At 46.2% G+C, this 26,224-nt stretch carries 16 protein-coding genes; 6 read left to right on the forward strand and 10 right to left on the reverse strand.

Translation table 11 applies throughout. The features are described from left to right. Positions 1 to 64: 64 nt before the first annotated feature. A complete protein-coding gene (locus FHS57_RS11690) occupies positions 65 to 10,147 on the forward strand; it encodes an HYR-like domain-containing protein (protein ID WP_183973768.1) in 10,083 nt (3,360 codons plus the stop codon). Between the two features lie 90 nt (positions 10,148 to 10,237). Here FHS57_RS11690 and radC read toward each other — a convergent pair whose 3' ends face one another. Continuing rightward, a complete protein-coding gene (gene radC, locus FHS57_RS11695; RefSeq protein ID WP_183973770.1) occupies positions 10,238 to 10,948 on the reverse strand; it encodes a RadC family protein in 711 nt (236 codons plus the stop codon). A gap of 64 nt (positions 10,949 to 11,012) precedes the next feature. On the opposite strand from radC, the gene FHS57_RS11700 reads away from it, so the two are divergent. After that, entirely contained in the window at positions 11,013 to 12,023 is a 1,011-nt protein-coding gene (locus FHS57_RS11700) for a glycosyltransferase family 2 protein (RefSeq protein WP_183973772.1), read from the forward strand. 64 nt (positions 12,024 to 12,087) lie between these two features. Here the strand turns inward: FHS57_RS11700 and porN are convergent, their stop codons facing one another. The 8 genes from porN to sucD all read right to left on the reverse strand — a co-directional run bounded on the left by porN (position 12,088) and on the right by sucD (position 21,354). Continuing rightward, positions 12,088 to 13,161: a type IX secretion system ring subunit PorN/GldN gene (gene porN / locus FHS57_RS11705; RefSeq protein ID WP_183973774.1), complete on the reverse strand. Its 1,074-nt coding sequence runs from the start codon at positions 13,159 to 13,161 to the stop codon at positions 12,088 to 12,090. Positions 13,162 to 13,237: 76 nt separating this feature from the next. Beyond that, positions 13,238 to 14,833, reverse strand: coding sequence for a type IX secretion system motor protein PorM/GldM (porM, locus tag FHS57_RS11710; RefSeq protein WP_183973776.1), 1,596 nt, complete (start codon positions 14,831 to 14,833; stop codon positions 13,238 to 13,240). Positions 14,834 to 14,904: 71 nt separating this feature from the next. Continuing rightward, complete coding sequence (gene porL / locus FHS57_RS11715) at positions 14,905 to 15,711, reverse strand: type IX secretion system motor protein PorL/GldL (RefSeq protein ID WP_183973778.1); 807 nt, start codon at positions 15,709 to 15,711, stop codon at positions 14,905 to 14,907. Between the two features lie 122 nt (positions 15,712 to 15,833). Further along, positions 15,834 to 16,949 (reverse strand): T9SS ring complex lipoprotein PorK/GldK, encoded by a 1,116-nt coding sequence (gene porK, locus FHS57_RS11720; RefSeq protein ID WP_028525221.1) that lies wholly within the window; start codon positions 16,947 to 16,949, stop codon positions 15,834 to 15,836. Between the two features lie 276 nt (positions 16,950 to 17,225). Next, positions 17,226 to 18,185: a PorP/SprF family type IX secretion system membrane protein gene (locus tag FHS57_RS11725; RefSeq protein WP_183973781.1), complete on the reverse strand. Its 960-nt coding sequence runs from the start codon at positions 18,183 to 18,185 to the stop codon at positions 17,226 to 17,228. A 162-nt stretch (positions 18,186 to 18,347) separates the two neighbouring features. Next, the gene (locus FHS57_RS11730; RefSeq protein WP_183973783.1) at positions 18,348 to 19,130 is read right to left on the reverse strand and encodes a uroporphyrinogen-III synthase; all 783 of its coding nucleotides are present in this window, start codon (positions 19,128 to 19,130) and stop codon (positions 18,348 to 18,350) included. An 11-nt stretch (positions 19,131 to 19,141) separates the two neighbouring features. Next, positions 19,142 to 20,374, reverse strand: coding sequence for a DUF4271 domain-containing protein (locus FHS57_RS11735; protein ID WP_221225610.1), 1,233 nt, complete (start codon positions 20,372 to 20,374; stop codon positions 19,142 to 19,144). Positions 20,375 to 20,478: 104 nt separating this feature from the next. Beyond that, the gene (sucD, locus tag FHS57_RS11740) at positions 20,479 to 21,354 is read right to left on the reverse strand and encodes a succinate--CoA ligase subunit alpha (RefSeq protein WP_028525217.1); all 876 of its coding nucleotides are present in this window, start codon (positions 21,352 to 21,354) and stop codon (positions 20,479 to 20,481) included. A 280-nt stretch (positions 21,355 to 21,634) separates the two neighbouring features. Here sucD and FHS57_RS11745 point away from each other — a divergent pair, with 280 nt between their 5' ends. After that, entirely contained in the window at positions 21,635 to 22,207 is a 573-nt protein-coding gene (locus FHS57_RS11745) for a DUF6962 family protein (protein ID WP_028525216.1), read from the forward strand. Here the strand turns inward: FHS57_RS11745 and FHS57_RS11750 are convergent. Continuing rightward, positions 22,204 to 23,526, reverse strand: coding sequence for a spinster family MFS transporter (locus FHS57_RS11750; RefSeq protein ID WP_183973786.1), 1,323 nt, complete (start codon positions 23,524 to 23,526; stop codon positions 22,204 to 22,206). The genes FHS57_RS11745 and FHS57_RS11750 overlap by 4 nt on opposite strands. Before the next feature lie 90 nt (positions 23,527 to 23,616). On the opposite strand from FHS57_RS11750, the gene FHS57_RS11755 reads away from it, so the two are divergent. From FHS57_RS11755 to FHS57_RS11765, 3 genes are all read left to right on the forward strand, one after another. Beyond that, the gene (locus FHS57_RS11755; RefSeq protein ID WP_183973788.1) at positions 23,617 to 24,723 is read left to right on the forward strand and encodes a serine hydrolase domain-containing protein; all 1,107 of its coding nucleotides are present in this window, start codon (positions 23,617 to 23,619) and stop codon (positions 24,721 to 24,723) included. Between the two features lie 104 nt (positions 24,724 to 24,827). Beyond that, positions 24,828 to 25,037 carry a hypothetical protein gene (locus FHS57_RS11760; RefSeq protein WP_183973790.1) on the forward strand — a complete coding sequence of 70 codons (210 nt, stop codon included), beginning with the start codon at positions 24,828 to 24,830 and terminating at the stop codon, positions 25,035 to 25,037. 114 nt (positions 25,038 to 25,151) lie between these two features. Continuing rightward, positions 25,152 to 26,216, forward strand: a complete 1,065-nt coding sequence (locus FHS57_RS11765) for a sensor histidine kinase (RefSeq protein WP_183973792.1) — start codon at positions 25,152 to 25,154, stop codon at positions 26,214 to 26,216. The last annotated feature ends 8 nt before the right edge of the window (positions 26,217 to 26,224 follow it).

The raw sequence follows: 26,224 nt of genomic DNA on the forward strand, positions 1-26,224 counted from the left end.
TGTTCGCTAATCTTACCAATAAAAAATACCCTACTCATTTTTCAACCCATTCACAAAGTAAGTTATGAAACAAACTCTTCAACTTTTTTTATTGATTCTGTGCAGTGTACTTTGCCTGGGAAGCCATGCCCAAACCTGCTCAGGCGAAGTGCTGAATATTTCTGCGCCTGATCCCAATACAAAAGGTACCAAACAATCGTGGCAAGTGCCATCGGGTGGCATTTATAAGGTAAGAATCACGGCCCGGGGAGCGGCTGGGGGAAGTAAGCTCGTTTTCCCCTCCAACACTGGAGGCAGCGGGGCATCAATGAGTGGTGATTTTTTTGTGGCTTCGGGCCAAGTTCTTCAGGCCATTGCAGGGACCCGCGGCCAAACAGCTAATCAGGCTGGCGGAGGTGGTGGTGGCTCGGGCGTACAAATCCAATCGTCGGGTTTGGTGTTGGTACTGGCAGGTGGCGGCGGCGGCGCAGGTGCTGATTTTAGCAGCGGTGCGGGGGGAGGTGCGCCCATTACCAACTCGGGCTCCAACGGCGGCAGTGCCAGCAACGGCGGTGGTGGCGGTGGTGGTTTGAGCGGAAATGGCCAAAACGGCACTAGCAGTTTAGCGGGTGGTGGCGGCTACGATGGTACTGGCGGCTCTGCCCCAATGAATAGCAGTGATGTTGGATTTGGTGGCGGTGGATTTGGGGCTGGTGGTAGTGGTGGCAGCAGCGGCGGTGGCGGCGGTGGCGGCTACAGCGGTGGCAATGCGGGCACCAGCAGCGGCAGTGGTGGCAGCGGAGGCGGCTCTTATAATATTGGAACCAATCAAAGTAATTTTCCGAACGCCAACTCCTCAGGTGGTCAAGTGATTATTCAGTGCCTCGGTACGGCGGCTTTTTCGGCCATCGTTACGCCGACGTTGCCCAATTGTGGTTCTAACCAAGGCAGCATAAACATTGACTTAACGGGCGACCTCAACGGTTTTCCCAACGACGTTGTGGAATACGCCATTGTTTCGGGAACCAGCTTTTCGGGGAATCCAACCTTTACGAGTATCGCCGCCGAACCGTTTGACGTGACAACTGGCACTGGCACGACGCCAGGTACCTACACCGTACGGATTCGCCTCAAATACAATCCCGATCTTTTTACGGATCAAACTTATACGATTGGGGCTAGGGGCACGACGGTTTACGTCAATGTCAACGCTACAGGCGGGGCTAACAATGGTAGTTCGTGGGCAGATGCGTTTGTTTCGTTACAGCAGGCGTTGGTGTCGTCTTGCCCCGGTTCGCAAATTTGGGTAGCAGCAGGGACGTATAAACCCCACGCATCTGACCGTAATGCCTCGTTTGTCATGGTCAGAGATGTGGCTATTTACGGTGGTTTTAATGGTACGGAGACACAGTTAGCAGCACGCAATTGGACAACGAATGAAACCATTCTCAGTGGGGATTTAGGCGCTACAGGTAACGAAGATAATAGCTATATAGTTATTAAGAACGTCAACAATGACTTGACTCCTTCCAATTCGTTATTAGATGGCTTTACCATTACGGGTGGCAATAATATAAGTGGTAGCAGTGGTAATGGCAATGGAGGAGGGATGTGCAATATCAACGTTTCTCCCAGTATCAACAATTGTAAATTCTTATCAAATGTGGCCCATTATGGTGGAGGGATGTATAATCAAAACGCATCTCCAAGCCTCTTAAATTGCAGCTTTTCAAACAATACAGGTTATGACTATGGCGGTGGTATGTATAACATTAACTCCAATCCTGCCTTGACGAATGTAACTTTCTTAAACAATCGGGGCAGTATTGTAGCAGGGGGGGGAGTGTATAATCAAAATTCGTCACCTACTTTGGCAAATTGTACTTTCTCGGGCAATTATTCCCCCAAAGGAGGTGGTATGTATAACAGAGACAATTCTAACCCTGACCTGAGAGGTGTATCTTTTAAAGGAAATCGGGCTGAATATGGTGGCGGGATGGATAATGAATCTTCTTCGTCTCCTAAGTTGACAAATTGTATATTCTCTGGTAACTATGGAGATAATTTTGGAGGTGGAATGCGTAATACGAATTCTTCTCCCATTCTAACGAATGTTACTTTTTCAGGTAACTGGGCGGTTATTAACTATGGCGGGATAGCTAATTATAGCTCCAATCCTGTCTTCAAAAACTGCATCTTGTGGGGGAATAGTAGTGGTGTTTATAACGATGCGAGTAGTACTTCTTCTTATACACATTGTTTGATACAAGGGCTAAATCCCTCGGGGACTGGTAACTTAGATGGTACTTTGACCACAAATAATCCATTGTTTGTAAGTCAGCCCGACTTTACAGCTGCCCCTACTACTACTGGTGATTTGCGTTTGTGGCAATGCTCCCCCGCCATTGATGCGGGTACTGCTACTGATGCCCCCACTACCGACCTCGACGGCAACAACCGCGTGGATGCTAACCCAGGTGGTGGAATAGTGGACCTGGGAGCATACGAATACCAATCAGTGGGCACTTCGGGAGGTATCGTGTACGTCAATGCTTCAGCTTCGGGCAGTAACAATGGTAGTTCTTGGGCAAATGCCTATACGGATTTACAATCGGCACTTAGCCTGGCTCGTGCCAATCCTTCGTGCGTTTCCCAAATCTGGGTAGCGGCGGGAACGTATAAACCTACTTCGGGTATTGACCGTGGCATTTCTTTCTCGATGGTCAATGGCGTGGCTATTTATGGAGGCTTCCCTAATGATGGTTCTGGTACGATGGCCAACCGCAACTGGACTACTAACCCTACTGTTCTTAGCGGAGATTTAGGGTCACCTGGAGTTAACGAAGATAATTCTCGCTATGTCATCCGTAACGATAATAATGGATTAACCAGCAGTGCTATCCTCGACGGATTTGTTGTTACCGAAGGAAATGCCAATACTGGATTTGGCCCAGAACAGATAGGTGCTGGGATGCACAACACTAATGCTTCTCCTACTATTTCAAATTGTATTTTTAGGGGTAATTCAGCGGGCTTTAACGGAGGCGCCATGTACAACAATTTTTCATCACCTGTAGTCATCAATTGTAGCTTTTACGGAAATGCGGCTACCTATAATGGCGGAGCCGTATCTAACGAACAAGCCACTCCCAGCTTTAAAAATTGCAGTTTTACAGGCAATGTATCCCAAAGTAACGGTGGTGTAGTAGCAAGTAACAGAGCTGGGGTGACTCTGACCAATTGTATTTTGTGGGGTAACAGCAGCGGAATTTCAAACACCAATGGCGGTTCCACCACTGTGACTTACAGTATCGTGGAGGGTGGCTATTCGGGCGTCGGTAATAAAAATATAAATCCCCTCTTTGTGAGCCAACCAGCTATTGGCTTAGGCACTACAGGTAATTTACGCTTACAGCAATGTTCGCCCGCAATAGATGCGGGTACCTCTACGGGTGCCCCTACCACCGATTTAGATGGTAAAAATCGGGTGGATGCGATTGCAGGTGGTGGCGTAGTGGATATGGGCGCGTATGAGTACCAAGCTACCTACGATGTGTGTAGTAGTTGTATTGGGAGTAATGGCATTGTTTACGTCAATGCGTCGGCCTCTGGTAACAACAGCGGTCGTTCGTGGGCGAACGCTTATACGGATTTACAATCGGCACTTAACGTGGCTCGCACGTATCCTTCGTGTGTGTCTCAAATCTGGGTAGCGGCGGGAACGTATAAACCTACATCGGGTATTGACCGTGGCATATCTTTCTCGATGGTCAATGGCGTGGCTATTTATGGAGGCTTTCCGAACTCGGGTAATCCTGTGATGTCGGATAGAAACTGGACACTTAACCCTACTATTTTGAGTGGGGATATTGGTGATTCAGGCCATGAGGATGATAACAGTTTTCGCGTGATTTTCAATGATGGGGGTGGCCTAAACAATACCGCCATTTTGGATGGGGTGATTATACAGGATGCTTATAATTCTGGTACAGGGAATGGAAGCGAAGGAGGGGGGATAAGGAATGTCAATGCTTCTCCATTGTTCCGTAATTGTATCATTCGAAACAATTTTTCTAATCAAAATGGAGGAGGTGTGTATGCTGAGTCTTCCTCGCCATCTTTTGTGAATTGTGCATTCATTCGCAACCAAGCAAGGTATATCGGCGGTGCAGCCTTTTTACAGATTGGTACTTATACATTTACAAATTGCATCATTTATGAGAACTCCGCTACTGAGCCAGAACCGTTTTTTGGGCTTATTGAAGGAGGAGGGCTTTATAGTAACGATTCTCAAACATCGGTATTTGTAACTAACTCTATTGCCTGGGGGAACTTTCAGGGTAATAAATCCTCCTCATCGTCAAAGCAAATAAGTTATTTTAATATAGCACCAGTGGTTAGTTATTCCATTGTGCAGGGCGGTTATACTGGTACGGGGAACCTGTCTGCTGATCCTCTTTTTGTCAACGCCGCGAACGGCGATTTTCGCCTTCAACAATGCTCACCCGCCATCAATGCAGGTGACCCTGCTACCACGTCAGCTACGGTAGGGAGTTTAGATTTGGGAGGAAATCCACGGTTTTACAATAGTGGCAGGGTAGATATGGGCGCGTACGAATATCAGGGTACGTTTGACGCAGTAGCACCAATAGCCCAAGTGACTAACAGCACTTGTACAACAGTAGGGGGCACACCCTCAGGTGGCGTTATCAGCGCACCAAGTGGCAGTTGTCCCGCAGGTTCGAGCTTATACTATTCGACCGATAACGGCGGTAACTGGAGCACAACGGTACCGACTTACGCTCAATCAGGCCCTGCGCAGACAATCTTGACTCGTTGTACATGTGATGCTAATCCCGCAAGTTTTGGCCCAACGAGCACGGTAACGACCGTCCCAGGCACGTGCCCAGCTTGTCCCGATTTGACAGCAGTAGCCCCATCGGTGCAAGTAACGAACAGTGTTTGTACAACGTTTAATGGAACGGCATCGGGTGGTAGTATCAGCGCGCCAAGTGGCAGCTGCCCCGCAGGTTCGATTTTACAATATTCGACCGATAACGGTGGGAATTGGAGCACGACTTTGCCCACGTATGCGCAAACAGGGCCTGCACAAACGATTTTAACGCGTTGCAACTGTGGAGCTAACTCAAGTCCAACGAGCACGGTAACGACTGTCCCAGGCACGTGTCCAGCTTGTCCCGTGTTGACGGCAGCAGCGCCAGCGGTACAAGTGACGAACAGCGTTTGTACAACTTATGGGGGAATGGCTTCGGGGGGCGTTATCAGCGCGCCAAGTGGCAGTTGTCCCGCAGGTTCTACCTTACAATATTCAACGGATAACGGTGGTAACTGGAGTGTAAACCTGCCGACGTACGCGCAAACAGGCCCCGCGCAGACGATTTTAACGCGTTGCAACTGTGGAGCTAACTCAAGCCCAATGAGCACCGTGACAACCGTACCAGGCACGTGCCCAACTTGTCCCGATTTGACGGCAGCAGCGCCAGCGGTACAAGTGACGAACAGTGTTTGTACGACTTATGGGGGAACGGCCTCGGGTGGTAGTATCATTGCACCAAGTGGCAGCTGTCCCACAGGTTCGACCTTACAATATTCGACCGACAACGGTGGAAATTGGAGTATGACTTTGCCGACTTATGCGCAAACAGGCCCTGCGCAGACGATAGTAACGCGTTGCAACTGTGGAGCTAACTCAAGCCCAACGAGCACGGTAACGACGGTTCCAGGTACGTGCCCAGTTTGTCCTGATTTGACGGCAGCAGCGCCCGCGGTACAAGTGACCAACAGTGTTTGTATGACTTATGGCGGAACGGCATCGGGAGGTGTTATCAGCGCGCCAAGTGGCAGTTGTCCCGCAGGTTCGACCTTACAATATTCGACTGACAACGGTGGAAATTGGAGCACGACTTTGCCGACGTACGCGCAAACGGGACCCGCGCAGACGATAGTAACGCGTTGCAACTGTGGAGCTAACTCAAGCCCAACGAGTACTGTGACAACCGTACCAGGCACGTGCCCGGTTTGTCCTGATTTGACGGCAGCAGCGCCCGCGGTACAAGTGACGAACAGTGTTTGCACAACTTATGGGGGAACGGCCTCGGGAGGTGTTATCAGCGTACCAAGTGGCAGTTGCCCCGTAGGTTCGACCTTACAATATTCAACCGACGGCGGTAATTGGAGTACAACTTTGCCTACTTACGCGCAAACAGGCCCTGCGCAGACGATAATAACGCGTTGCAACTGTACTGCTGACGTGACTAAATCAAGTCCAATGAGCACCGTAACAACCGTGCCAGGTACGTGCCCAGCTTGTCCCGATTTGACAGCAGCGGCCCCAGCGGTACAAGTGACGAACAGTGTTTGCACAACGTTTAATGGAACGGCATCGGGTGGTAGTATCAGCGCACCAAGTGGCAGTTGCCCCACAGGTTCGACCTTACAATATTCAACCGATAACGGTGGAAATTGGAGTACTACTTTACCTACTTACGCGCAAACAGGCCCTGCGCAGACGATAATAACGCGTTGCAACTGTACTGCTGACGTGACTAAATCAAGCCCGACGAGCACGGTAACGACCGTTCCAGGCACGTGTCCAGCTTGTCCTGATTTGACGGTAGCAGCCCCAGCGGTACAAGTGACGAACAGTGTTTGTACAACGTTTAATGGAACGGCATCGGGTGGTAGTATCAGCGCACCAAGTGGCAGCTGCCCCGCAGGTTCGACTCTACAATATTCGACCGACAACGGTGGAAATTGGAGCATGACTTTGCCTACTTACGCGCAAACAGGCCCCGCGCAGACGATAATAACGCGTTGTAATTGTACTGCCGACGTGACTAAATCAAGTCCAACGAGCACGGTAACGACCGTTCCAGGCACGTGCCCAACTTGTCCCGATTTGACAGCAGCAGCGCCCGCGGTACAAGTGACCAACAGTGTTTGTATGACTTATGGCGGAACGGCATCGGGTGGTAGTATCAGCGCACCAAGTGGTAGTTGTCCCGTAGGTTCGACCTTACAATACTCAACCGATAACGGCGGAAATTGGAGCATGACTTTGCCTACTTACGCGCAAACAGGCCCCGCGCAGACGATAGTAACGCGTTGTAACTGTACTGCCGACGCGACTAAATCAAGCCCGACGAGCACGGTAACGACCGTACCAGGCACGTGTCCAGCTTGTCCCGTGTTGACAGCAGCAGCTCCCGCGGTGCAAGTGACCAACAGTGTTTGTCAGGCAGGTTGTACGATAGGTGGTGGCAGTATTTCCGCCCCAAGTGGCAGTTGCCCCGTCGGTTCGACCTTACAATACCAGCTCAATGTCGGCGGTTGGAGTACAACGCTACCGACCTATGCACAGACGGGACCCGCCCAAACCATCAAAACGCGTTGTGTGTGCAATTCTGATGCGAATCAAATGAGTCCAGAGTCATCGGTGACGACGATTCCAGGGACGGTGCCAGCGTTGGTGGTTCCTGTCAATGGCTCGGCCGTGGTGTCTTGCCCTGCTTTGGCCATTGCTCCAAGCCTTCCTGTGGTCAATGACTGCAACGGCAATCCGATTACACCATCCGCCCCTGTAATTACCAACAACCCCGACCCATTGACGTGCGAAGGGACGCGTACTTACACGTATAGCTACGTATGTGGAAGCGCTACGGCGACGTGGAGTTTTGTCTATACCATTGAACGGGAGCCGTTTACGATTTCGACAGCGAATGGTTCGGCGACGGTGTATGACCCAGCGTTAGCGGTAGCGCCAACGCCACCGACGGTGATGAGTGCTTGCGGGGAGGTATTAACTCCGAGTGCGCCCGTGATAACCAACAGCCCAAATCCGCTGTTGTGCGAAGGGACTAGAACCTATACCTACACCTATACGGATTGTGAAGGGAATACGGCAGTCTGGAGCTTTGTCTATACGGTGCTTGACAACATAGCGCCCACGATTTCTTGTCCAGCCAACGTGGTTGGATGTGCAGGTCAGTTGATTACGTTTACCCCTCCCGTGGGAATGGATAATTGTTTGGGAGCAGTGACGACACAAATCGCGGGCTTACCCACGGGCAGTGTTTTTCCCGTTGGAATAACGACCAATACGTTCAAAGTGACGGCGGCGAATGGTCAGACAGCGGAGTGTTCGTTTACGGTAACAGTGATAAGCAAACCTACGATTACGTTGACTACTTTACAACAAACGCTTAACGAAGGCAACAGCCAAACCTTCTGCGACACGGATGCGAATCCTGTTAACGGTTTGCAGTTTAATGTTTCGGGTTCTTGCGTAGTGGGCAATCCCGTTTGGCGGGTACAAGTGGGCAGTGGTGCGTGGAGCGAGTGGATGACCAATCCACCAGTTTCCCAATTGTCCAATAACCAACCCCATCGCTACCAAGCAGCTTGCGATGCGAGTTGTGCTGTGACGTACACGAATCCGATTGAGTTGACGATTAATTATCGTTCAACTGTTCCACAAAATGTGTCTCTGCTAGTGGACGGTGTGAGTGTAGCTGTGGGCGAGACCAAAGAAGTGTGTAGTTTGGTGAATATACCTCTTAGTTTTAATGCCAATTGTGGGGCAAATGAAGTGACGATTTATTCGGTGGACGGTGGCGAATACAGCGCGGGTTTGCCCGTTGGTTTGGTGGATAATCAGTACCACAATTACCGAGTACGTTGTCGCCAATCGGGAGGAGTTGCATCTTGTGTAGAAAGTGAATCTGGAGTGATGCGGTTAAAATTGGTAGTAATTCCATCGGCACCAACGGTTTCATTGTCCTCGACGGGAAGTTGCAACAGCGGCTCAAGTTTCAGTGGCCAATCGTCCTGCGGAAGTCTGCGGACAGTTTGGTACAATGCCAGCACCAACGTTGCTTTGCCAAGTCTTCCATCGACTGTACCTAGCCAAACGACGTCGTACTACGCTCGTTGTCAGACGGAGAATGGTTGTGTAAGTGAAAAGAGCAATGTGGTGACATTCACTTTAACACCAACCCAAGTAGCGCCAATCATTACGGTGTCTCAAGAGATAGTCTGTACAGGCACGACAGTGAAAATTTCAGCCAACTGTCCCGCAGGTAGCCAAACTTTCTGGAACACGGGCGTAACTACTTCAAGTTTTGAAGTGTCGTTCAGCAACGTGACGAAGCAGAGTTACTGGGCAAAGTGCCTTTTTGAGGGCGGTTGTCAGAGCGCCGAAAGCGTTCGCAAGGAGGTGTACTGGAATGCGTTTGTGGTGACGTTGATCAACATTGGTGAATCTAAATCGGCAGTAAAGGTAAATGACCGTTCGGCGTGGAGTAGTCAATTCATCACGCGCGACGGTGGCCCTGAATTGGAACAAAGCACGCAAGTAAATCCGACTTTGTATTACGTAGAAAATGCCAATAAAATGGCACCTCGTTACTGGACCATCAACGTAGAAGCGTGTGGATTAAATACCGAAGGTTCGCTGACGTTTGACATGTTAGCGACGCCAGAAATGGGCATAATTCGTTCTTTCAACACGCACGAAAATAATGCGCCGTATTTCATGTACGCCAACCGTGAAGGCTGGACGGAATTGTACGCTCAAAACCATCCCGCCTACGGCTTTTACCAAGACAACGGCGCAGGAGGAAATTCGTACGATGCAGGTTTGCCGAAAGGGTTGTACAAGTTAGGCATTCGTTACTGGGATCAAAAAGGCTGGGGCAGCATTTACCCCTCGACCCGTAAACCTCAAGGGAACGTGTTAGCCTATCAAGAATATTGGTTCCGAATCCAGTCGAAAGACGGGGTAGGTGTGGGAGCAGCGAGAGAAGGGGTAAATGGCAAGGAGCAAGAGGCAAAAAGCAAAGGGCAAGGAGCAAATGGGCAAGGGTCGGATAACGGAAAACAGATAACTGATAACGGAGCATTCGCCAATGTAATGCCCAACCCCGTCACCAACACCCTCCGCCTTCAAATCCAAAATAGCAAGGGGCAAGTGGTGCAAGCGGCATTGAGCGATGCCGCAGGCCGTGAAGTTTTGAGCCGCCAATTTGTGCCTGAGACCAACACCCACCAAGAGGAGTTTGGGGTGAGTGCGTTACCGACGGGGATGTATTTCTTGAAGGTTGCGACGGCTGAGCAGCAAGCGACGCTGAAGGTGGTGAAAGTGGAGTAAGGTTAAGAGCACAAAATCCATAAAAACCTCCGTAGGCGTGATACGTTTTGCACCTACGGAGGTTTTTTATAGAGACAATTCGACATTTGGTTACAACAGCCCTTCATCGGCAAAACTTAGGTAGCCAAGTTCAGAGATAATCAAATGATCTAAAATCGGAATGTCAAGCAATTTGCCTGAAGTTACCAGCCGACGGGTAAGCTCTTTGTCTGCCTCACTTGGTTTTAGGTTGCCAGAAGGATGATTATGCACCAAAATCATCGAACTCGCAAGGTGTTCTAACGCTGATTTAAAAATGATTTTGGGGTCGGCAATGGTACCCGAAATGCCTCCTTGACTAATTTGAACGGGGCGTATGACTTCATTGGAACGGGTGAGGAGTAAAACCCAAAATTCTTCATGGGGCAAATCCATCAAGTACGACCTGATTTGTTCATAAGCATCTTTAGAGGAAGTTATCTTAGGGCGGCGCACTACGTCGCTGTCTTTTCTGCGCCTTCCTAATTCCAAGGCTGCGGCAATTGAAATGGCTTTTGCTTCGCCAATTCCTTTGATTTTCATCAAATCCTTCAGGCTAAGTTTGGCCAACTCATTGAGGTTGTTGCTCGCTTTTTGAAGGATAATTTTTGACAAATCAACCGCTGATAATTCTCGCGTGCCCGAGCCAATTAAAATGGCAATGAGCTCAGCATCAGATAGTGCCCCTTTCCCTTTTAACAATAGCTTTTCGCGGGGACGGTCTTCTTCTGCCCAACTTAAAATTCGCCGTGAGGTGTTGTACGCTGTTTCTTCAAAAGTCATGTTCAAAGGGAGTTGGTCAATCTTGCTGAAAATTATAGTAACTTGCCGTGGTAAATCATGCGATATGCGCAACTATAGTATTATCATTCCCGTTTATAATCGCCCCGATGAATTAGGCGAGTTATTGGAGTGCCTTGCCCAACAAACCTTCAAAAATTTTGAGGTTGTGGTGGTGGAAGATGGCTCCAAAATCAAATGTAAAGACGTTGTTGATTCCTTTAAGTCACACTTGCAAATTGCTTACTATTACAAAGAAAACGGCGGGCAAGGGTTTGCGAGAAACTATGGTTTTGAACGGGCCAAAGGCGATTATTTTATTCTTTTAGATTCGGATGCCCTCTTAGAACCCAATTACTTAGCCATCGTTGACAATCGCTTAAATACTGATTATGTGGACTTGTATGGTGGCCCTGATACCGACCATCCGAGTTTTACACCCATTCAAAAAGCGATTAGCTACTCAATGACCTCCGTTTTTACGACGGGCGGGATTCGGGGAAAGAAAAGCAATTTAGGCGGTACGTTTCACCCGCGAAGTTTTAATATGGGATTGTCGAGAAAAGTGTGGGAAAAAACGGGCGGTTTTCAAATCAGCCGAATGGGGGAGGATATTATTTTCAGTATTTCGGCATTACGATTCGGTTTCAAATCAGCGCTTATTCCCGAAGCTTTTATATACCATAAGCGAAGGACAGGCTTTGCGGCTTTTTTTCGGCAATTGCGCTTTTTTGGGCGTGCTCGCATCAATATTGGACGGTTTTATCCTACTGAGCTAAAATTGGTACACACCTTTCCGTTGTTGTTTACGTTGGGTTGCCTGAGTATTCCTTTTTTAGGATTAATTCATCCGTGGTTGTTTTATTTTGGGGCTGGCTTCTTGTGTCTTTATGTTGTGCTCCTTTTTATGGATGCTATCCGTCAATCCAAAAGTGTAAAAGTTGGTTTTTTGAGTGTCATCGCGGCTTTTGTTCAGTTGTTTGGCTACGGTTTTGGGTTTATTCAAGAAGGTTGGAAACGCTTATTTGAAAGTAAAACGCACCGCGAAACAGGTGCTCATATTGAATATCCTTCTTAGAAAATAAAAAGTTGGAAAATAAAAAAGGCGACCCTCGGGCCGCCTTTTTTGTAGTTTCGTTGGATTAGTATTCCCACAAACCGTGCTCTAGTTCCATCAATTCGTTTTCAACTTGAATTGATTTCCAAAGCGCTGATTTTTCGCTACCATAGATACTGATAAGGTCGCGATCCATTGGGTTTGAAAGTTTAGTAATACGACCGTTAAACAAACGTAAGTCGAATGCATCGGCTAAGTTTTTGTGTTGTGCGGTGTTGTATTCGTTAAACCAAATGAATTTTTTCGGGTCACTACGGAAAAGCTTGTCCAAATCTTTATACTTAATCGTAGCTACAGGCATTTCAAGACCAGCTGGGTGTACATCGGCAGGAATGTAAATCGTCACTGTCTGAATGTCATAGTATTGACGAGAACGTTTGCGGTCAAACACCCAGTCTTCTTTTATTTCTAAGACAGAAAGTTGATCAGGGAAGTACATGTTCTCAGCAAGCGCAGTAGCTTCAGCGGCGGCTTTTGCAGCAGCTTCTTCGGCCATCTTCTTCTTGATTTCTGTAGAATCCACTTTAGGAGGTTGAACTTTCGCTACAACAGCTCCTTTTTTGCCTTTAGTGGTTTTCTTTTTAGTCGGAGTACCCCAACCATCGTCAACGGGCTGCGTTTCTTTTTTAGGAGTACTACCCCAGCCATCATCAGCAGGTTTGGCAGCTGTTTTTTTGTCATCCTTTTTGGTGTCGCCCCAGCCGTCTGTACCTGTAGTAGCGTTGTCAAGCCCAAAGCCCGCTTTCCTTTCTTCGTCCGTTAGTACTTGACCTTGATTAGGGATTTGGAGTTTTTTGACAAAATCATCCATCGTCATTTTCTTGGTCATATCTTGGTCAACGTAAGCATCCAAAAGGCCCGCTTTCACGGCATCCATGATGTACTTGGTGATTTCGTTACCTTTTGAAAACATGGGCTGGTTTTGCTTTTCCTTCAAATCCAACCGACGCCACAGTGTACGTTTCATCATGATGTCTGCATCATTAAATTCACGTACTGAGAGCGGATTAACCCCACGGTTATCTTTCTCCTGCGCCAACGCTCCTAAGCTCACAGTAGCTAATGCTACGCATCCCAATAAGGTTTTGACTCTGTTCATTTTATTTTGTATTTAATTCGCTAGGGTATTAACGAACAATTTGTTGCAAACGATATGCTTGTTTCCTGCAAAAATATTAGTTCAAAGGAATGTTTCTCAACTGGGTAGGTAACCCAGCATCATTTACGCTTCCTTTAAAGTTTTTACGTTGAACGCCCGAAACCTCAATGAAAAGACGGTCACCAGCCTGCGCTTGTGATGCCAATGGGGCAATAGAACCACTAGGGCCACTAATAACCACAGGCTGACCAACAGGGCGGTTGTTACGTACAAGTCGAATGGTCATTTCTGAAACGCGGAAACTTGCGTCTTCAGGCGAGAAAGCTTTAAAGCTAGGGTCAGCAACGGCATCCACGCGGATGTTACGTGCCATACTTGCCTGAACACCTTTACGCTCATCTGCCAAAGCTCCATTGATGTAATACTCAAGACTTGGGCGAGGAACTGGTGTAACGCGGAATGGCTCATTACCCATTACATTTCCTTGGTTTGAAATGCTGAGGGTTACGTTTCTGCTGTTTGGTACGATGATTACTTTTCCTTTACCGTTGTTGATAAATTCGGCACCATCGCCACCAAATGATGGATTCCACAAGGCACCAAGTGCGGCACTTTGTACGCTCAACACGTTTTTACAACCAAGGTAAAGCGGAGGCAATGTTCCTGTTTCAATTTGGTACGTTGGACGAGCTACTTTGTACTCATATTTCATTGAAATAGAAGTGTCACGTCCGCTTGGGGTTGGGAATGAAATAACCCCTTGCAATACTTTCGTAGCCAAACCATCTTTGTCGTATGCACCACCTTGGGCCGTAAACTCAATGATTCCTTTTCCGTCTTGAACGCGTACTGGAGAACCCCCCAAGCTCATGCGTGGGGTAAGGGCACTAGAAGAAGCGGCAATAAACATTTCGCCTTTAAACTTCGTCCCAGCTACTACTACTTTAGACTCGGCGCTAATCATGGCCAAAATTTTATCAAACTTGATGTCTTTTGCCCCTACTTTTGCGGCGAGTGCATCCAACACCTCGGCTTCCAAACGGCGGATTTCCGATTGACGCTGGCTCAATACCGCCAACGCTGCTGGAACTGGCGTTTGTTCAAAGTTGATAGCTGCAAAATCTTTGTTGCGCTGATCAACATCACGTTTAGCGAGAGGATCGTCTTTGCCGTCGAGAGCCAACGGAGCAAAGTTCGTACCAGCAAGCTTGTTCATTTGGTCAACAAAACCGTTCAACTTGCTTTTAAGCTCATACGCTTTTCCATTTTTACCAGGACCAATCATGTAGATAGCCACCTTATCTTCTTCGTTGGGGTTTTTCACTTTGCCCGTTTCAGGGTCAATTCCACCGCCCGCTTCGTCGATAAGTTTTGTTTTGATGGCATCTATCTCTGATACAATCCCGCTGGCGATTTTGCGCACATCTTCGGCTTGTTTTACGATAGCGACTTCAAACGCACGATTTCCAGACTTTTCCACTTTGTCGCGGATGCTTTCAACCGTTCTTTGATTTATTTTATTGGCAGCATTTGCCGAACCTTCCATACTTGTGTTCAACAATTGGAATTTTTCCAATAACGCCGAACTCACTTGCAAGGCCAACATCGCTGTTAGTACTAGATACATCATCCCGATCATCTTCTGCCGGGGTGACTCTTTTCCTCCTGCCATTTTTGTAGATTACAGTTTTAGTTTACGGTATTACAGATACTTGCTCTTGGTACGACACCTAAGAACACGTTTTAGCCACGCATGGCAGCAAGCATGTTACCATACACATTGTTAAGCGACGTGATGTTGGTAGTCAACTTAGACATTTCGGCTTTGAACTGCTGTGATTCTTTCGTCGCATCAGCCATGTTTGACATTGCAGTCGTCAAATTACCGTAGAAAGCGTTCATTGCTTTCAAATGCTTCGTAGTATCTTGCAATTCTAGTTCGTAAACTGCATTAAGGGCGCCCATGTTTTTAGTAATGAGCTGAAACTGCTCACGGTATTGTTGTGCGTCTTTGGTCGCATCCGCCATTGATGACATGGCGTTGATAGCTACTCCGTACGATTTATTCATCTCGTTGATTGCGCCAGATGCTGTTTTTACATTTTTAGCGTAATCGTTTGTCGCCACGGTTGCGTCGGTCAAATCGCCGATTTTTGAAACATTATCCGTCAAGCTCTTAAAGCTTTTACCCAAATTTTGGAAAATCTCAGGAGTGATGTTTGCTTCAGCAAGCATTTTGTCCATGTTGGCAGTTAAGCCAGTACCTTTTTTCTCTTCTTTGCGAGGAGCGGCTACGGGAGCCGAATCATCTAATAATTCAGGATATACTTTTTCCCAAGCGTATTCGTCGGCAGTAGGGTACAGAAAACTTTGAACTGCGTACAAAATAAAAATAACGGCCTCTGTCAAAAGACCTGCGGTTAATAGGGTAGTTGCACCTTCGATGTGCGTAATTTTTGCCCAAGCACCTACAATAACGACGGCTGCTCCGAGCGCATAAGCAGTAGGAACGATTTTACTCCAGAAAACACCTTGCTTTTGTGCTGCCATGATTCAATTAAAAATTGGTTATGAGATCAGTTAGAAATTATTTGTTTTAATATAGAAGGGGACAAAAATTGGGGTGCCGCTTTATGGGCAGCACCCCAATTCAGTAAAATCATTTTGATGGATTATCTTTTACGTCCTCCGCGGGCAGTAGCTGCACGGCCTGCTAGGTTTTCAACGACGCAACGGAAACCGATGAAAGCACGTTTGTTGTCTTCATATTCCCAGCTACGTGTTCCTGTTTCGAGGAAATAAGCGACGTCTTTCCATGAACCCCCACGGATAATTTTACGTGGTTCGTCAGGGTTATCGTTCATCGGGTTCATATCCCAGTTAACAACTGTGGCATTATCAGCAAAAGCATCTAGTGTCCATTCGGCTACGTTACCTGCCATGTTATAGAGGCCATAGTCGTTGGCGTTGTAGGCATTGGCAGGAGCGGTGTAAGGATACCCGTCGGCGTCGTAGTTACCACGTTGTGGTTTGAAGTTCGCAAGGAAACAACCTTTGCCGTTGGCTACGTAAGGGTTACCCCAAGGGTATTTGGCCGAAGCACGACCACCACGCGCTGCCCATTCCCATTCTGCTTCGGTCGGAAGACGGAACTTAGGCGAGCTGTATTTTCCTTCTTTTGAACGGTAATCGTTGTAAAGATTAGAGCGCCAAGTTGAGAAATAGCGAGCGGCTTTCCAGCTAACACCTACAACAGGGTACGTGTCGAAGGCTGGGTGAGAAAAATAGTATTCGGTCATTGGGTCACCATTGTGGTAGGTGAAGTCTTTCCGCCATACTGTTGTGTCTGGGTGATACTTTGCCATGATTTCTTCTTCACCTAGCACAGAAAGTGAGTCGGTCATCAAAGCAGTGACGAATTGACGGTACTCGTGGTTGGTGATTTCAGTATCGTCCATGTAGAAAGAAGTAATTGTCACGCGGCGGTTGAAGTTCACCTGCGTTGCTGCTACGTCTTCATCAGCTTGTCCCATCATGAACGAGCCCGAAGGAATCAAGACCATACCATAGGGCGTATCTTGCTTGTAATCTTTACGACCAGCTGCAATGACTTCCCCATTCCGAACACCGACCTCTTGTTTGGCTCCTTTTTTGCCACCTTTACTTCCTCCTTTGCTGTTTTTACCGCCAAATTTATCTTTGACAAAACCGCAGCTTTGTAGCATAACTGCTACCATCACAATCCAAGCTCCTTTGGTGGCATAGCCGAAAAATCCCCTTTTGTTCATGGTTATTCCCGTTAGATTCAAAATTTCAGTATAGAAACGAAGTTCTATGAGTTTATTGTGTGCTTGTTTTTAAATTTCTGTTGTTTATTATCGCAATTGGTTCGCTACTGAGCCCTAAAAATTCTAAAAACAGCCCAAAATTACGAAAAAAGCGATAACTTTTTATCAAACGTGTACTGGTGGTCTAACAATAATTCTGCCAAATGGCTTGTCGTAGTAAAAAAGTTTCAGCAAATAGTAGAATACAGTTGATAAATAGGGTAATTATGATTGTTTCTAATATCTAAATCGTGGTGTACGAACGGGCATTGCTTTGCGCTTAACAAATGGTGGTAAGGCATACGATAACATCATTTCAAACGATGCAGGAGCTTTGGTTGCTCTACCAAAACCTGTTAAATCGAACGCACCACCCAACCGAAATGATTGCCAATTGACTCCCGCAAGCAAATTAACCGATTCTTGTAAGCGGTAGGTAATGCCTCCAAAAACCCGGTCATTCCAAGTCGCCATGGCACCTCCTTCGATAGAAAGGGTTTTGGTACTGAAATTAACGGGCGTTTTGACAAGAACCATCGGTTGAACAATCAGACCATAAATGGGTTCAAAACGATAACCGGCGGTTAGATAGGCGTTGGGTTCCAAGGCATTTTGAGCATCTCCACTCAAACTAAACTTCGGACGGTTGAGGTGATTGATACTCGCACCCACGTAAAAGGTGGTAGCATCGTAAAAAGCCCCTAAGGCAATATCGGGCTGGCTTTGTCCCAGTCGTCCAGTTGGAATCAGTGGGTCTCCTGGGTCACGCGAGATTAATTTATTAAAATCAATGTAACGGTTCTGAAAGCCAACGCGAGCGCCAAGCGCTAAGGTATTATCGTTGATGTTCATCTTGTAAGCATACGACAACTGCACTTCTTGGCTGCCCATGGCGCCAAGTCGGTCGTTTACATAATTGACCCCAATGGCGCTTTTAATAAAATTAAGTGGTACGCTTCCTGTAAACATCAGGGTATTGGGTGCACCACCTTCGCCGCTGGAGGTTTGATAACCTTGCCATTGCATACGGTTGATAAGCTGAAAACGCGTCGTGCCGTCTTCCCCTGCCGTAGCTGGGTTAAAATAAAGCTGGCTGAAAGGAAAAAGCGTAAACTGTGCGTCTTGCTGGGCGTGCGAGATGGCAGAATGTCCTAACCAACTTATAATACTCAATAGAAGTAGCCGTGGGTATTTCATATAGAAAAAGGGGGTATTTTCAATACAAACGACAATTAGGGAAAAAAATTTGATATAAAAAAAGGGTTGAATCTTCAACCCTTATCATTAACGCATAAAATGATTCTAATGTTGCAACTACCCCCAAGAGTTCATTGGATTGGTGTTTGGTTGCTTTTACTTTTAAAGGTTATTGGCCTTTTTGATGTAAATTTCGAGTGCCCCTGTCATGGAAGGAGCGTTGGGCATTGGTGCTTCAATGTCCAAAATCAAACCTGCATCCGTTACAGCTTTGGCGGTTGTTGGGCCAAAGGCAGCAATACGGGTTTTATTTTGCTCAAAATCAGGGAAGTTACGGAACAAAGACGTAATTCCTGATGGACTGAAAAAGCACAAAATGTCGTAATACACATCGGTCAAGTCGGATAAATCGGCTGACACGGTTTCGTACATGACTGCTTCCGTCAGGTGTAATTCATGGTTGCCCATAAACTCAGGAATATCATTGCGACGCTTATCAGAGCACGGGAATAAAAACTTTTCGTTTTTGTGCTTTTTGATAAGGTCAAGCAAATCGGCTGCTGTTTTTTGACCCGCAAAAATTTTGCGTTTCCGAATCTGAATATATTTCTGCAAATAGTTGGCGGTTTGCTCGGTCACGCAAAAATATTTCATTTCTGCGGGCATTTCGAGCTTGGCCTCCTTACAGATTCGGAAGAAGTGGTCAACAGCGTTACGGCTCGTAAAGATGATAGCCGTATGGTCCATAATGTTGATTTTCTGTTTACGAAAATCTTTGTATGATATCCCTTGTATTTCTATAAACGGACGGAAGTCAACCTTGAGGTTGTACCGGCGCGCTAACTCGAAGTAAGGGGATTTTTCGTCACTCGGACGAGCTTGTGAGACAAGAATACTCTCTACTTTATTCAATCGGTCTTGTTGCATCAAAATCGTTTCACTCATATCACAACTTCCTACAGGGCATACCTTACCCCGATGATGAGGGGGATTAATTCGACGATGCAAAGGTACGAAATTAAATATAAACTTTTAACAGTTGTGCTCCTGCTAATTGTAAAGAAGATGAGAATTATCCTCAAAACGTAGAAAATTACGCCTGGTATAAGCAGCATAGAACGTACCAAAACAGTCCAATCAACGATATAAAACGACGTTAAGGCCGCCAAAAGAAGCAGACTGCTGTAAAATAGTAGGGAAGATTGGAGGATTTTGAAAAAGTGGATGTTTGCTACGCCTTCTAGGTTATATAAAGTGCCAAGAATGTACAGTCCCGCGTATTTTGCAAACAGTAAGCCCAAACAAATAAAGACGACCTTGACGTAATCAACCCAAGTATCAAAAAGCGATTGGCCAGAGAGAATGAGTTCTTTGGACGAGAATAAATTATATTGCTTGTCTTGGGTAAAAATGTATAAATAGCCGAGTTCAAAACACAAGAGTAACACAAACAACAAGTTGACCCGACTAAAGGGCTTGTTGATTAAAAACGATTCGTCACGGACATCTACCTGAAACAAATCGGGGAGGCTGTAGAGCCGTTCGAAGGCGCGCGGATAACCGTTGAAAAGAAAGGCCGCAAAGGAGAGTAAAAACAACATTCCAAGAATGAAAAAATTGGAAATGCGGGCATCTTCTTTGGGAAGAAGATTTAAGAACGATTCTTCTTCGATGGTGATGAGCTTTTCGATGGCGGCTTTTTTATGGCCAATCAGTATCGTCTTGCCAACTTGCCCTGGGGTGCCGTAAAGTGTAAGCATTAGCTGCGGACGGCGATACGCTTTGTACAAACTATCAATGCTCATTACATACCACTGTCCCCCTTTCAGGTTTTGTCTCAAGGAGCTATTCAAAAACAAATAATTGTTTTTATCGACATAGATTAATAATTCATAATGCCGATTGCTTTCAATGTCAACAATGGTATTGATGGAAAGTTGGGTATTGTGCTGCTCGGCCACGTAGGGAACGTATTCTTTTTCGCGTTGGTCATACACTAGCCAATCTTGGGTCAAATCTTTGACCAAAAAGTACTGCTTGTTGGGGCCTACCTCGGCTTTGGCAGCCAATGAAAAAAGAATAAAAAACAGGAAAAAGCAGCGTTTTGGGTAAAAAACACGCGATTTGACCAAGGAAGACAACGTTCCTAAGCTAGAATAGTTGGAAGTACTATGTGTTAAAAAAATCAACGTGTTTGGGCGGCTTTTGTCGATGATATAATCAGACAATAAAAAAACAGGCAACTATCGTTTGCGATAATTGCCTGCAAAATTATACATTTTGACGGTATTTATTAGGCTTTGCCCAATGCTTTCAACATCGTTTCGCCAAGAAGTGCAGGAGATTCTACCACGTGGATACCACACTCACGCATGATACGCATTTTTGCTTCGGCAGTGTCGTCTGCGCCACCGATGATGGCACCCGCGTGACCCATACGGCGACCTTTTGGCGCTGTTTGGCCTGCGATGAAACCAACGACAGGTTTTGTTCCGTTTTCTTTGATCCAATGAGCAGCGTCAGCTTCCATGCTTCCACCGATTTCACCAATCATGACGATACCTTCTGTTTCAGGGTCATTCATTAATAATTCAACCGCTTCTTTGGTGGTTGTACCAATGATTGGGTCCCCACCGATACCGATGGCAGTAGTTTGGCCAAGACCTACACGGCTCAACTGGTCAACGGCTTCGTAGGTCAACGTACCTGACTTAGACACAATACCAATCGTTCCTTTTTTGAAGATAAAGCCAGGCATGATACCTACTTTACATTCGTCGGCAGTCATAACACCTGGGCAGTTAGGGCCGATGAGGCGGCACTCTTTGGTACTGATGTACTCTTTGGCCATCATCATGTCTTTGGTAGGAATACCTTCGGTAATACAAACAATCACCTTGATACCCGCATCAGCCGCTTCCATGATAGCGTCGCCTGCAAATGCAGGTGGAACGAAAATAATTGAGACATCAGCGCCGGTTGTTGCAACAGCATCAGCGACTGTGTTGAACACAGGACGCTCAAGGTGAGATTGTCCTCCTTTACCTGGAGTAACGCCTCCGACAACATTCGTACCGTACTCAATCATTTGTTGAGCATGGAAGGTTCCTTCCGAACCTGTAAATCCCTGTACAATTATCTTGGAATTTTTATTGACTAATACGCTCATTGGTGGTTAGTGTAAAATTGCGTGATTCAAGATGTTAACTTTATTTTATTCAAGACAGGAGTCTAAAATTTTCCAGTAAAAGTAGGTTTAAATGAAGAAAGTACAAAAGTTATTCGTCAAGAAAAATTTTAAATTCAAAAAAAAACGCCCCAATTAGCGACGAAAATGGAGAATATCCCCTACCTTGTTAAAGCCCTTGAGACAGGGATTTTGGGTAGTTTTTTTACGTCAGAGCCTTGTATTAAACGGTTTTTGAACCTAGCCTAAACTTACTTTTTTCATGCTACATCTTTCCAATGCCATTTCCGACGCCGTTTTAGCGCTTGTGTGTATTGTTGCTTTTTTTCGCTTTTTTGCTCGGCAACCTTTTTATAATCGAATTTTGTGGGGCATTTTTTTGGTCACGACGGCACTGGCAGCGGCGGCTGGTGTTTTTAGGTATTTGGGCGTCAAAGATTTGACGGCTACGCATCGTTCGCTTTCTACCTTGGCAGGAAGTGTGGGGTTGGTGGCAGTGGTGGTGGCTATTTGGGCGTTGGTGATGCGCCAAAGCATGTCGAAGTGGGTGGTGGTAAGCTCGGTAGGAGTAGGGTTGTTGATTTTTGTGACGTTGCTCGACCCCGCTTACGAAGTGTTTGGTTCGGTGATACAAGCATTTTCTATGCTTTTGGTCATGCTCATCGCTGTTTTTGGGCTAATGAAAAAATACCAAAAAGCGGTTTGGATTGTGGTAGGGGTGATGATTATTGGGTTAGCAACAAAAGTAGCTAACAATCACCTCCCCTTCAATCCCACGGATGTCTATCACTATGCGTTGGCGGCCATGGTTGTCTGTTTTGGTAAAGCCGTTTAGCTTTCGGCTTTGGCATTTTCGATACTTTGAACAAAAGGTTTTAGCCCTGTATATAAAAGGAAGCACGAAAATCCTGTTGCCATTACCAACGTGATGGCGAAAGACAAATGCACTTGATTGGGGTCGTGAAAGAGCTTATCGTTGAGAAGCCCGACCATGAGCGGACCACCGCCCAAGCCAAGTAAATTGACCACAAACAGAAACAAAGCGGAGAAAGTAGCCCGCATAGGCGCAGGTATCATTTCCTGAACCGCTGCCGTAGCTGCGCCATAGGGCATGGAGGTGGCAAAACAGCAAAGTGCCAATAACACCACAAAACCTTGAATGGGGGCAGGCGTAAGGGTGAAAAAAACAAGGACAATCAAGGCTAAAAATAGCCCAATGGACATCCCGATGAAACCTACCCGCATTTTGGCGTCGGCTTTGCCTTGTTGGGTAAGTCGGTCGCTGTAACGACCACCTACAATAACGCCTCCCGTGGAAAAGACGGTAACGATGCTGCCAAGTAACAACCCCGCTTGGGCTTCAGTGAGGCCGTAGTGGCGAACGAGCAACGTAGGTGTCCATGAGGTGGTAGCGTACGAGCCAAAAGCCATAAAGGCAATGCCGAAAAACAAACACAAAATAGCCTGACGGTTGGCCGCAAAATACCGTTTAACTTCTTGGGTTGAAACGGCGGCTTTGGAAGCGTTTTGGCGTTCGGGCTCTTTGATGGTGAAGGCAATAAGCGCAACAATGAGTAACCCTGGAATTCCGACAATAAAAAATACGCTTTGCCACGGATAAATATCCCCAAAGAAAGGGATGCTCCAAGTCCCTTCGACGCTCACGAGTTTCAGGATGAGGGCTACCAATAAAATGGACAAACCTGAGCCTAAGTAAACACCAATGTTATAGATACCGAGGGCTGTACCCAGTTTTTGGCGCGGAAATAAGTCGGTAATGAGCGAATAAGCAGCGGGCGACAGGGCAGCTTCGCCGATGCCTACACCCACACGTGCAATAAAGAGCTGATTGTAACTGCCCGTGACCCCGCAAAGGGCAGTCATGATGCTCCAGATAGTAATACCCCAAACGATAATGCGTTTGCGGTTTTTTCGGTCGGCCATGCGGCCAATGGGAATGCCGAGAAAGGTGTAAAAAATGGCAAAGCTAAAGCCAATGAGTAGGCCCACTTGGGTGTCGGTAACATTAAAATCTCGTTTGAGGGGTTTGACAAGCAAGGTGAGTACTTGGCGGTCGATAAACGACGAAATGTAGGCAAGCATGAGCACCGCTACTACGTACCATGCGTAGCGGAGGTTGGGAGTTGAATTCATGAAGTCGGAAAGGTTTAGGAGATGAGTATGCGTCGGCTTACTTTTGTACTTTCACAATATACTAATAGGAAGCTATTAAAGGCCACAGAAATGCGAAAAATCCTCTTTTTTTTATTGTTATTCGTAGATAATCTACTTTTTGCCCAAATGAACCTCGAAAAAGACCTTGACCAACTCCTGCACCAGCGGTTTGACAAGAATCAAGCGGGCATAGCCGTCATGGTGGTTAAGGAAGGAAAAGTGATTTATAAAAAAGGAGTAGGAATGGCCAATGCGGATACCAAAGAACCGCTCAGTTCACAGTCTAACTTTCGGATGGCGTCGGTGTCTAAGCAGTTTACGGCCATGTGCATCATGTTGTTGGCCAAGCAAGGGCGTCTTTCTTATGACGATAATTTGCTTCGATTTTTCCCTGATTTTGAGGCAACTGTTGGAAAAAAAATCAAAGTACGGCATTTGCTAACGCATTCGTCGGGGATATGGGATTATGAAAATAGCCTGCCCGAGGAGCGTACTACCCAAATTTTGGATGCCGAGGTAGTGGCAATGTTGAGCAAAGAAACCCGAACGTATTTTGAGCCTGGGACAACCTTTCGTTACAGCAATTCGGGTTTTTGCGTGTTGGAACAAATGGTCGAAAAAGCGTCAGGGATGCCGTATGTAGATTTTATAACAAAACACATTTTTAAACCGCTTGGTATGTCCTCCACCCGAATTTATGAAGCGGGGAAGGATATTCCGCACCGAGCCATGGGCTATGCCAAAAATAAACAAGGAGCCCTCATTGCTTCTGACCAAAGTATTACCAGCGCGACCAAAGGAGATGGCTGTGTTTATACCTCGCTCGAAGATTATTATAAATGGTATAATGGATTGATAAATAACAAGTTGATTTCTTTGGAGGTAGAATTGAAAAAAGTAGCAATTCAGCTACCAAGCCCATCGCAAGGCCAATATGGTTTGGGCTGGTTTTTTCAGAAAAATGAAACCGAACCGTTGGCGCTGTACCATACAGGAAGTACGTGTGGTTTTAGCAATGGCGTGCTAGTCGTTCCTAGTCGAAAGTATTTGTTTTTATATTTTTCTAATATTGCCGATAATCATGGTATTGAGAAAGAGTTGATTTCGCTTGTCAAAAAATACAACGTCTATGATACTTCGTTTGATTTTTTAAAGATGGTGAATTTAACCAACTAATTCATTCTGCCGAAGAATAGTGAAATAATTGCGACAATCGCGTACTTTTGTGCGTAAAGCGTACGTTCATATATAAGATTCTTACAACCCAAAACGATACGTCCATGGCTCAAAAACTACCTTGGAAAAAAAGTTGGCTATTCATCGGCGTACTTTTTATTAGTAGCTGTAGTATTAGTTCCGAATCGGTTTCGCTCAAAGAAATCTTGCATCAGTCGGCCATCAAATCGTCAACGTCTAAATGCAAAGAAGGGGACTTGGTTTGTTGTAAAAAGACGCCCGAACGTTGTCCCCGTACTCGACCCATCATCTAACCATTGGTTTAGTATTTACGACGGTTCAGTTTCTAAATTAGCACTTTCGTACGCAAATAACGAGACTTGCGAACGCACGTGTTTATTTTTGTTAATGACCGTTGATTCACACGCATGAGAACCCGCTTAAACGATAGAAAACTCTTATTTCTCGGCCCCTTGGTATTGTGGGCAGTGGCGACGGTTTTTTTTAATTTACCTACCCTTTGTAAAGACAATTGGACGGCTGCCAAGTTTTTGATGGCGAGCCTTGCTTCGGTTTATTTTTCGTGGTTTATGGGTCGCTGGCTCATTGTGGCGGTACGGCACCGAAATCCAGGGCTAGAAAAAGTCAAACAACGCCTGATTGCGCTGGGTTTTTTGTGCATTCCTGCGGTGGTAATATTGGTGATTCAGCGTTTGCTTTTCTTCGATTATTTTGTTTATAGCAATTATCCCAAATTCGATTGGTTGCATCCCGAAACCCTCTTTATGGTTGGGCTTAATCTGTTTTATTTGGCCATTATTTTTGCCGTTTATGAAAGCCGTTATTTCTTCAGTGAGTGGCTGATTAGCAAGCGAGAAACCGAAGAATTGAGCCGCGCCAACTTAGAAATGCAGCTCGATTCGCTCAAAAACCAAGTGCAGCCTCATTTTTTGTTCAATAGCCTCAATACGCTTCAAGCGTTGGTGAAGTCCAACGAAAACAAAACGGCGGTTAAGTTTATCGGAGACTTGTCGCAGGTGTATCGGTATTTGTTACAAAGCAATGAACAACAGTTGATTTCGCTCGAAAAAGAACTGGAATTTACCCACGCGTATTTTGGGCTGTTAAAAACTCGTTTTGAAGATGGTATTTCGCTTGAGGTTAATATTGACCCTGCTTTTCGCTACGCGCACATTCCACCTTTGACGTTGCAACTTTTGGTTGAAAATGCCGTAAAACACAACATTGTGTCTGTTTCTAAGCCATTGCATATCAAGATATTTACAAATAAAATAGGGGAGTTGGTGGTGCAAAATAACTTGCAGTGCAAACCCAATAATTCGATGCCATCGAGCCAAAAAGGGTTGGTAAATATTACTTCTAAATACAGTCTCCTGCGCCAACCTCAGGTTCAAATCTACAAGAAAGAAGATATGTTTGAAGTGAAACTCCCCCTCATCGACGTAGCTGTGCCAGCGGGGGCAGTGTATTGAGCGTAACC

The organism is Runella defluvii, assembly GCF_014195535.1.
GTDB classification, from domain to species: Bacteria; Bacteroidota; Bacteroidia; order Cytophagales; family Spirosomataceae; genus Runella; species Runella defluvii.

What these genes read in the sequence shown, in the direction of transcription:
- porM (WP_183973776.1), bottom strand. Translation starts at nt 14,833, where the DNA reads ATGGCAGGAGGAAAAGAGTCACCCCGGCAGAAGATGATCGGGATGATG.
- FHS57_RS11750 (WP_183973786.1), bottom strand. Translation starts at nt 23,526, where the DNA reads ATGAATTCAACTCCCAACCTCCGCTACGCATGGTACGTAGTAGCGGTG.
- porL (WP_183973778.1), bottom strand. Translation starts at nt 15,711, where the DNA reads ATGGCAGCACAAAAGCAAGGTGTTTTCTGGAGTAAAATCGTTCCTACT.
- FHS57_RS11690 (WP_183973768.1), top strand. Translation starts at nt 65, where the DNA reads ATGAAACAAACTCTTCAACTTTTTTTATTGATTCTGTGCAGTGTACTT.
- porK (WP_028525221.1), bottom strand. Translation starts at nt 16,949, where the DNA reads ATGAACAAAAGGGGATTTTTCGGCTATGCCACCAAAGGAGCTTGGATT.
- FHS57_RS11755 (WP_183973788.1), top strand. Translation starts at nt 23,617, where the DNA reads ATGCGAAAAATCCTCTTTTTTTTATTGTTATTCGTAGATAATCTACTT.
- FHS57_RS11745 (WP_028525216.1), top strand. Translation starts at nt 21,635, where the DNA reads ATGCTACATCTTTCCAATGCCATTTCCGACGCCGTTTTAGCGCTTGTG.
- sucD (WP_028525217.1), bottom strand. Translation starts at nt 21,354, where the DNA reads ATGAGCGTATTAGTCAATAAAAATTCCAAGATAATTGTACAGGGATTT.
- porN (WP_183973774.1), bottom strand. Translation starts at nt 13,161, where the DNA reads ATGAACAGAGTCAAAACCTTATTGGGATGCGTAGCATTAGCTACTGTG.
- FHS57_RS11730 (WP_183973783.1), bottom strand. Translation starts at nt 19,130, where the DNA reads ATGAGTGAAACGATTTTGATGCAACAAGACCGATTGAATAAAGTAGAG.
- FHS57_RS11765 (WP_183973792.1), top strand. Translation starts at nt 25,152, where the DNA reads ATGAGAACCCGCTTAAACGATAGAAAACTCTTATTTCTCGGCCCCTTG.
- FHS57_RS11700 (WP_183973772.1), top strand. Translation starts at nt 11,013, where the DNA reads ATGCGCAACTATAGTATTATCATTCCCGTTTATAATCGCCCCGATGAA.
- FHS57_RS11760 (WP_183973790.1), top strand. Translation starts at nt 24,828, where the DNA reads ATGGCTCAAAAACTACCTTGGAAAAAAAGTTGGCTATTCATCGGCGTA.
- radC (WP_183973770.1), bottom strand. Translation starts at nt 10,948, where the DNA reads ATGACTTTTGAAGAAACAGCGTACAACACCTCACGGCGAATTTTAAGT.
- FHS57_RS11725 (WP_183973781.1), bottom strand. Translation starts at nt 18,185, where the DNA reads ATGAAATACCCACGGCTACTTCTATTGAGTATTATAAGTTGGTTAGGA.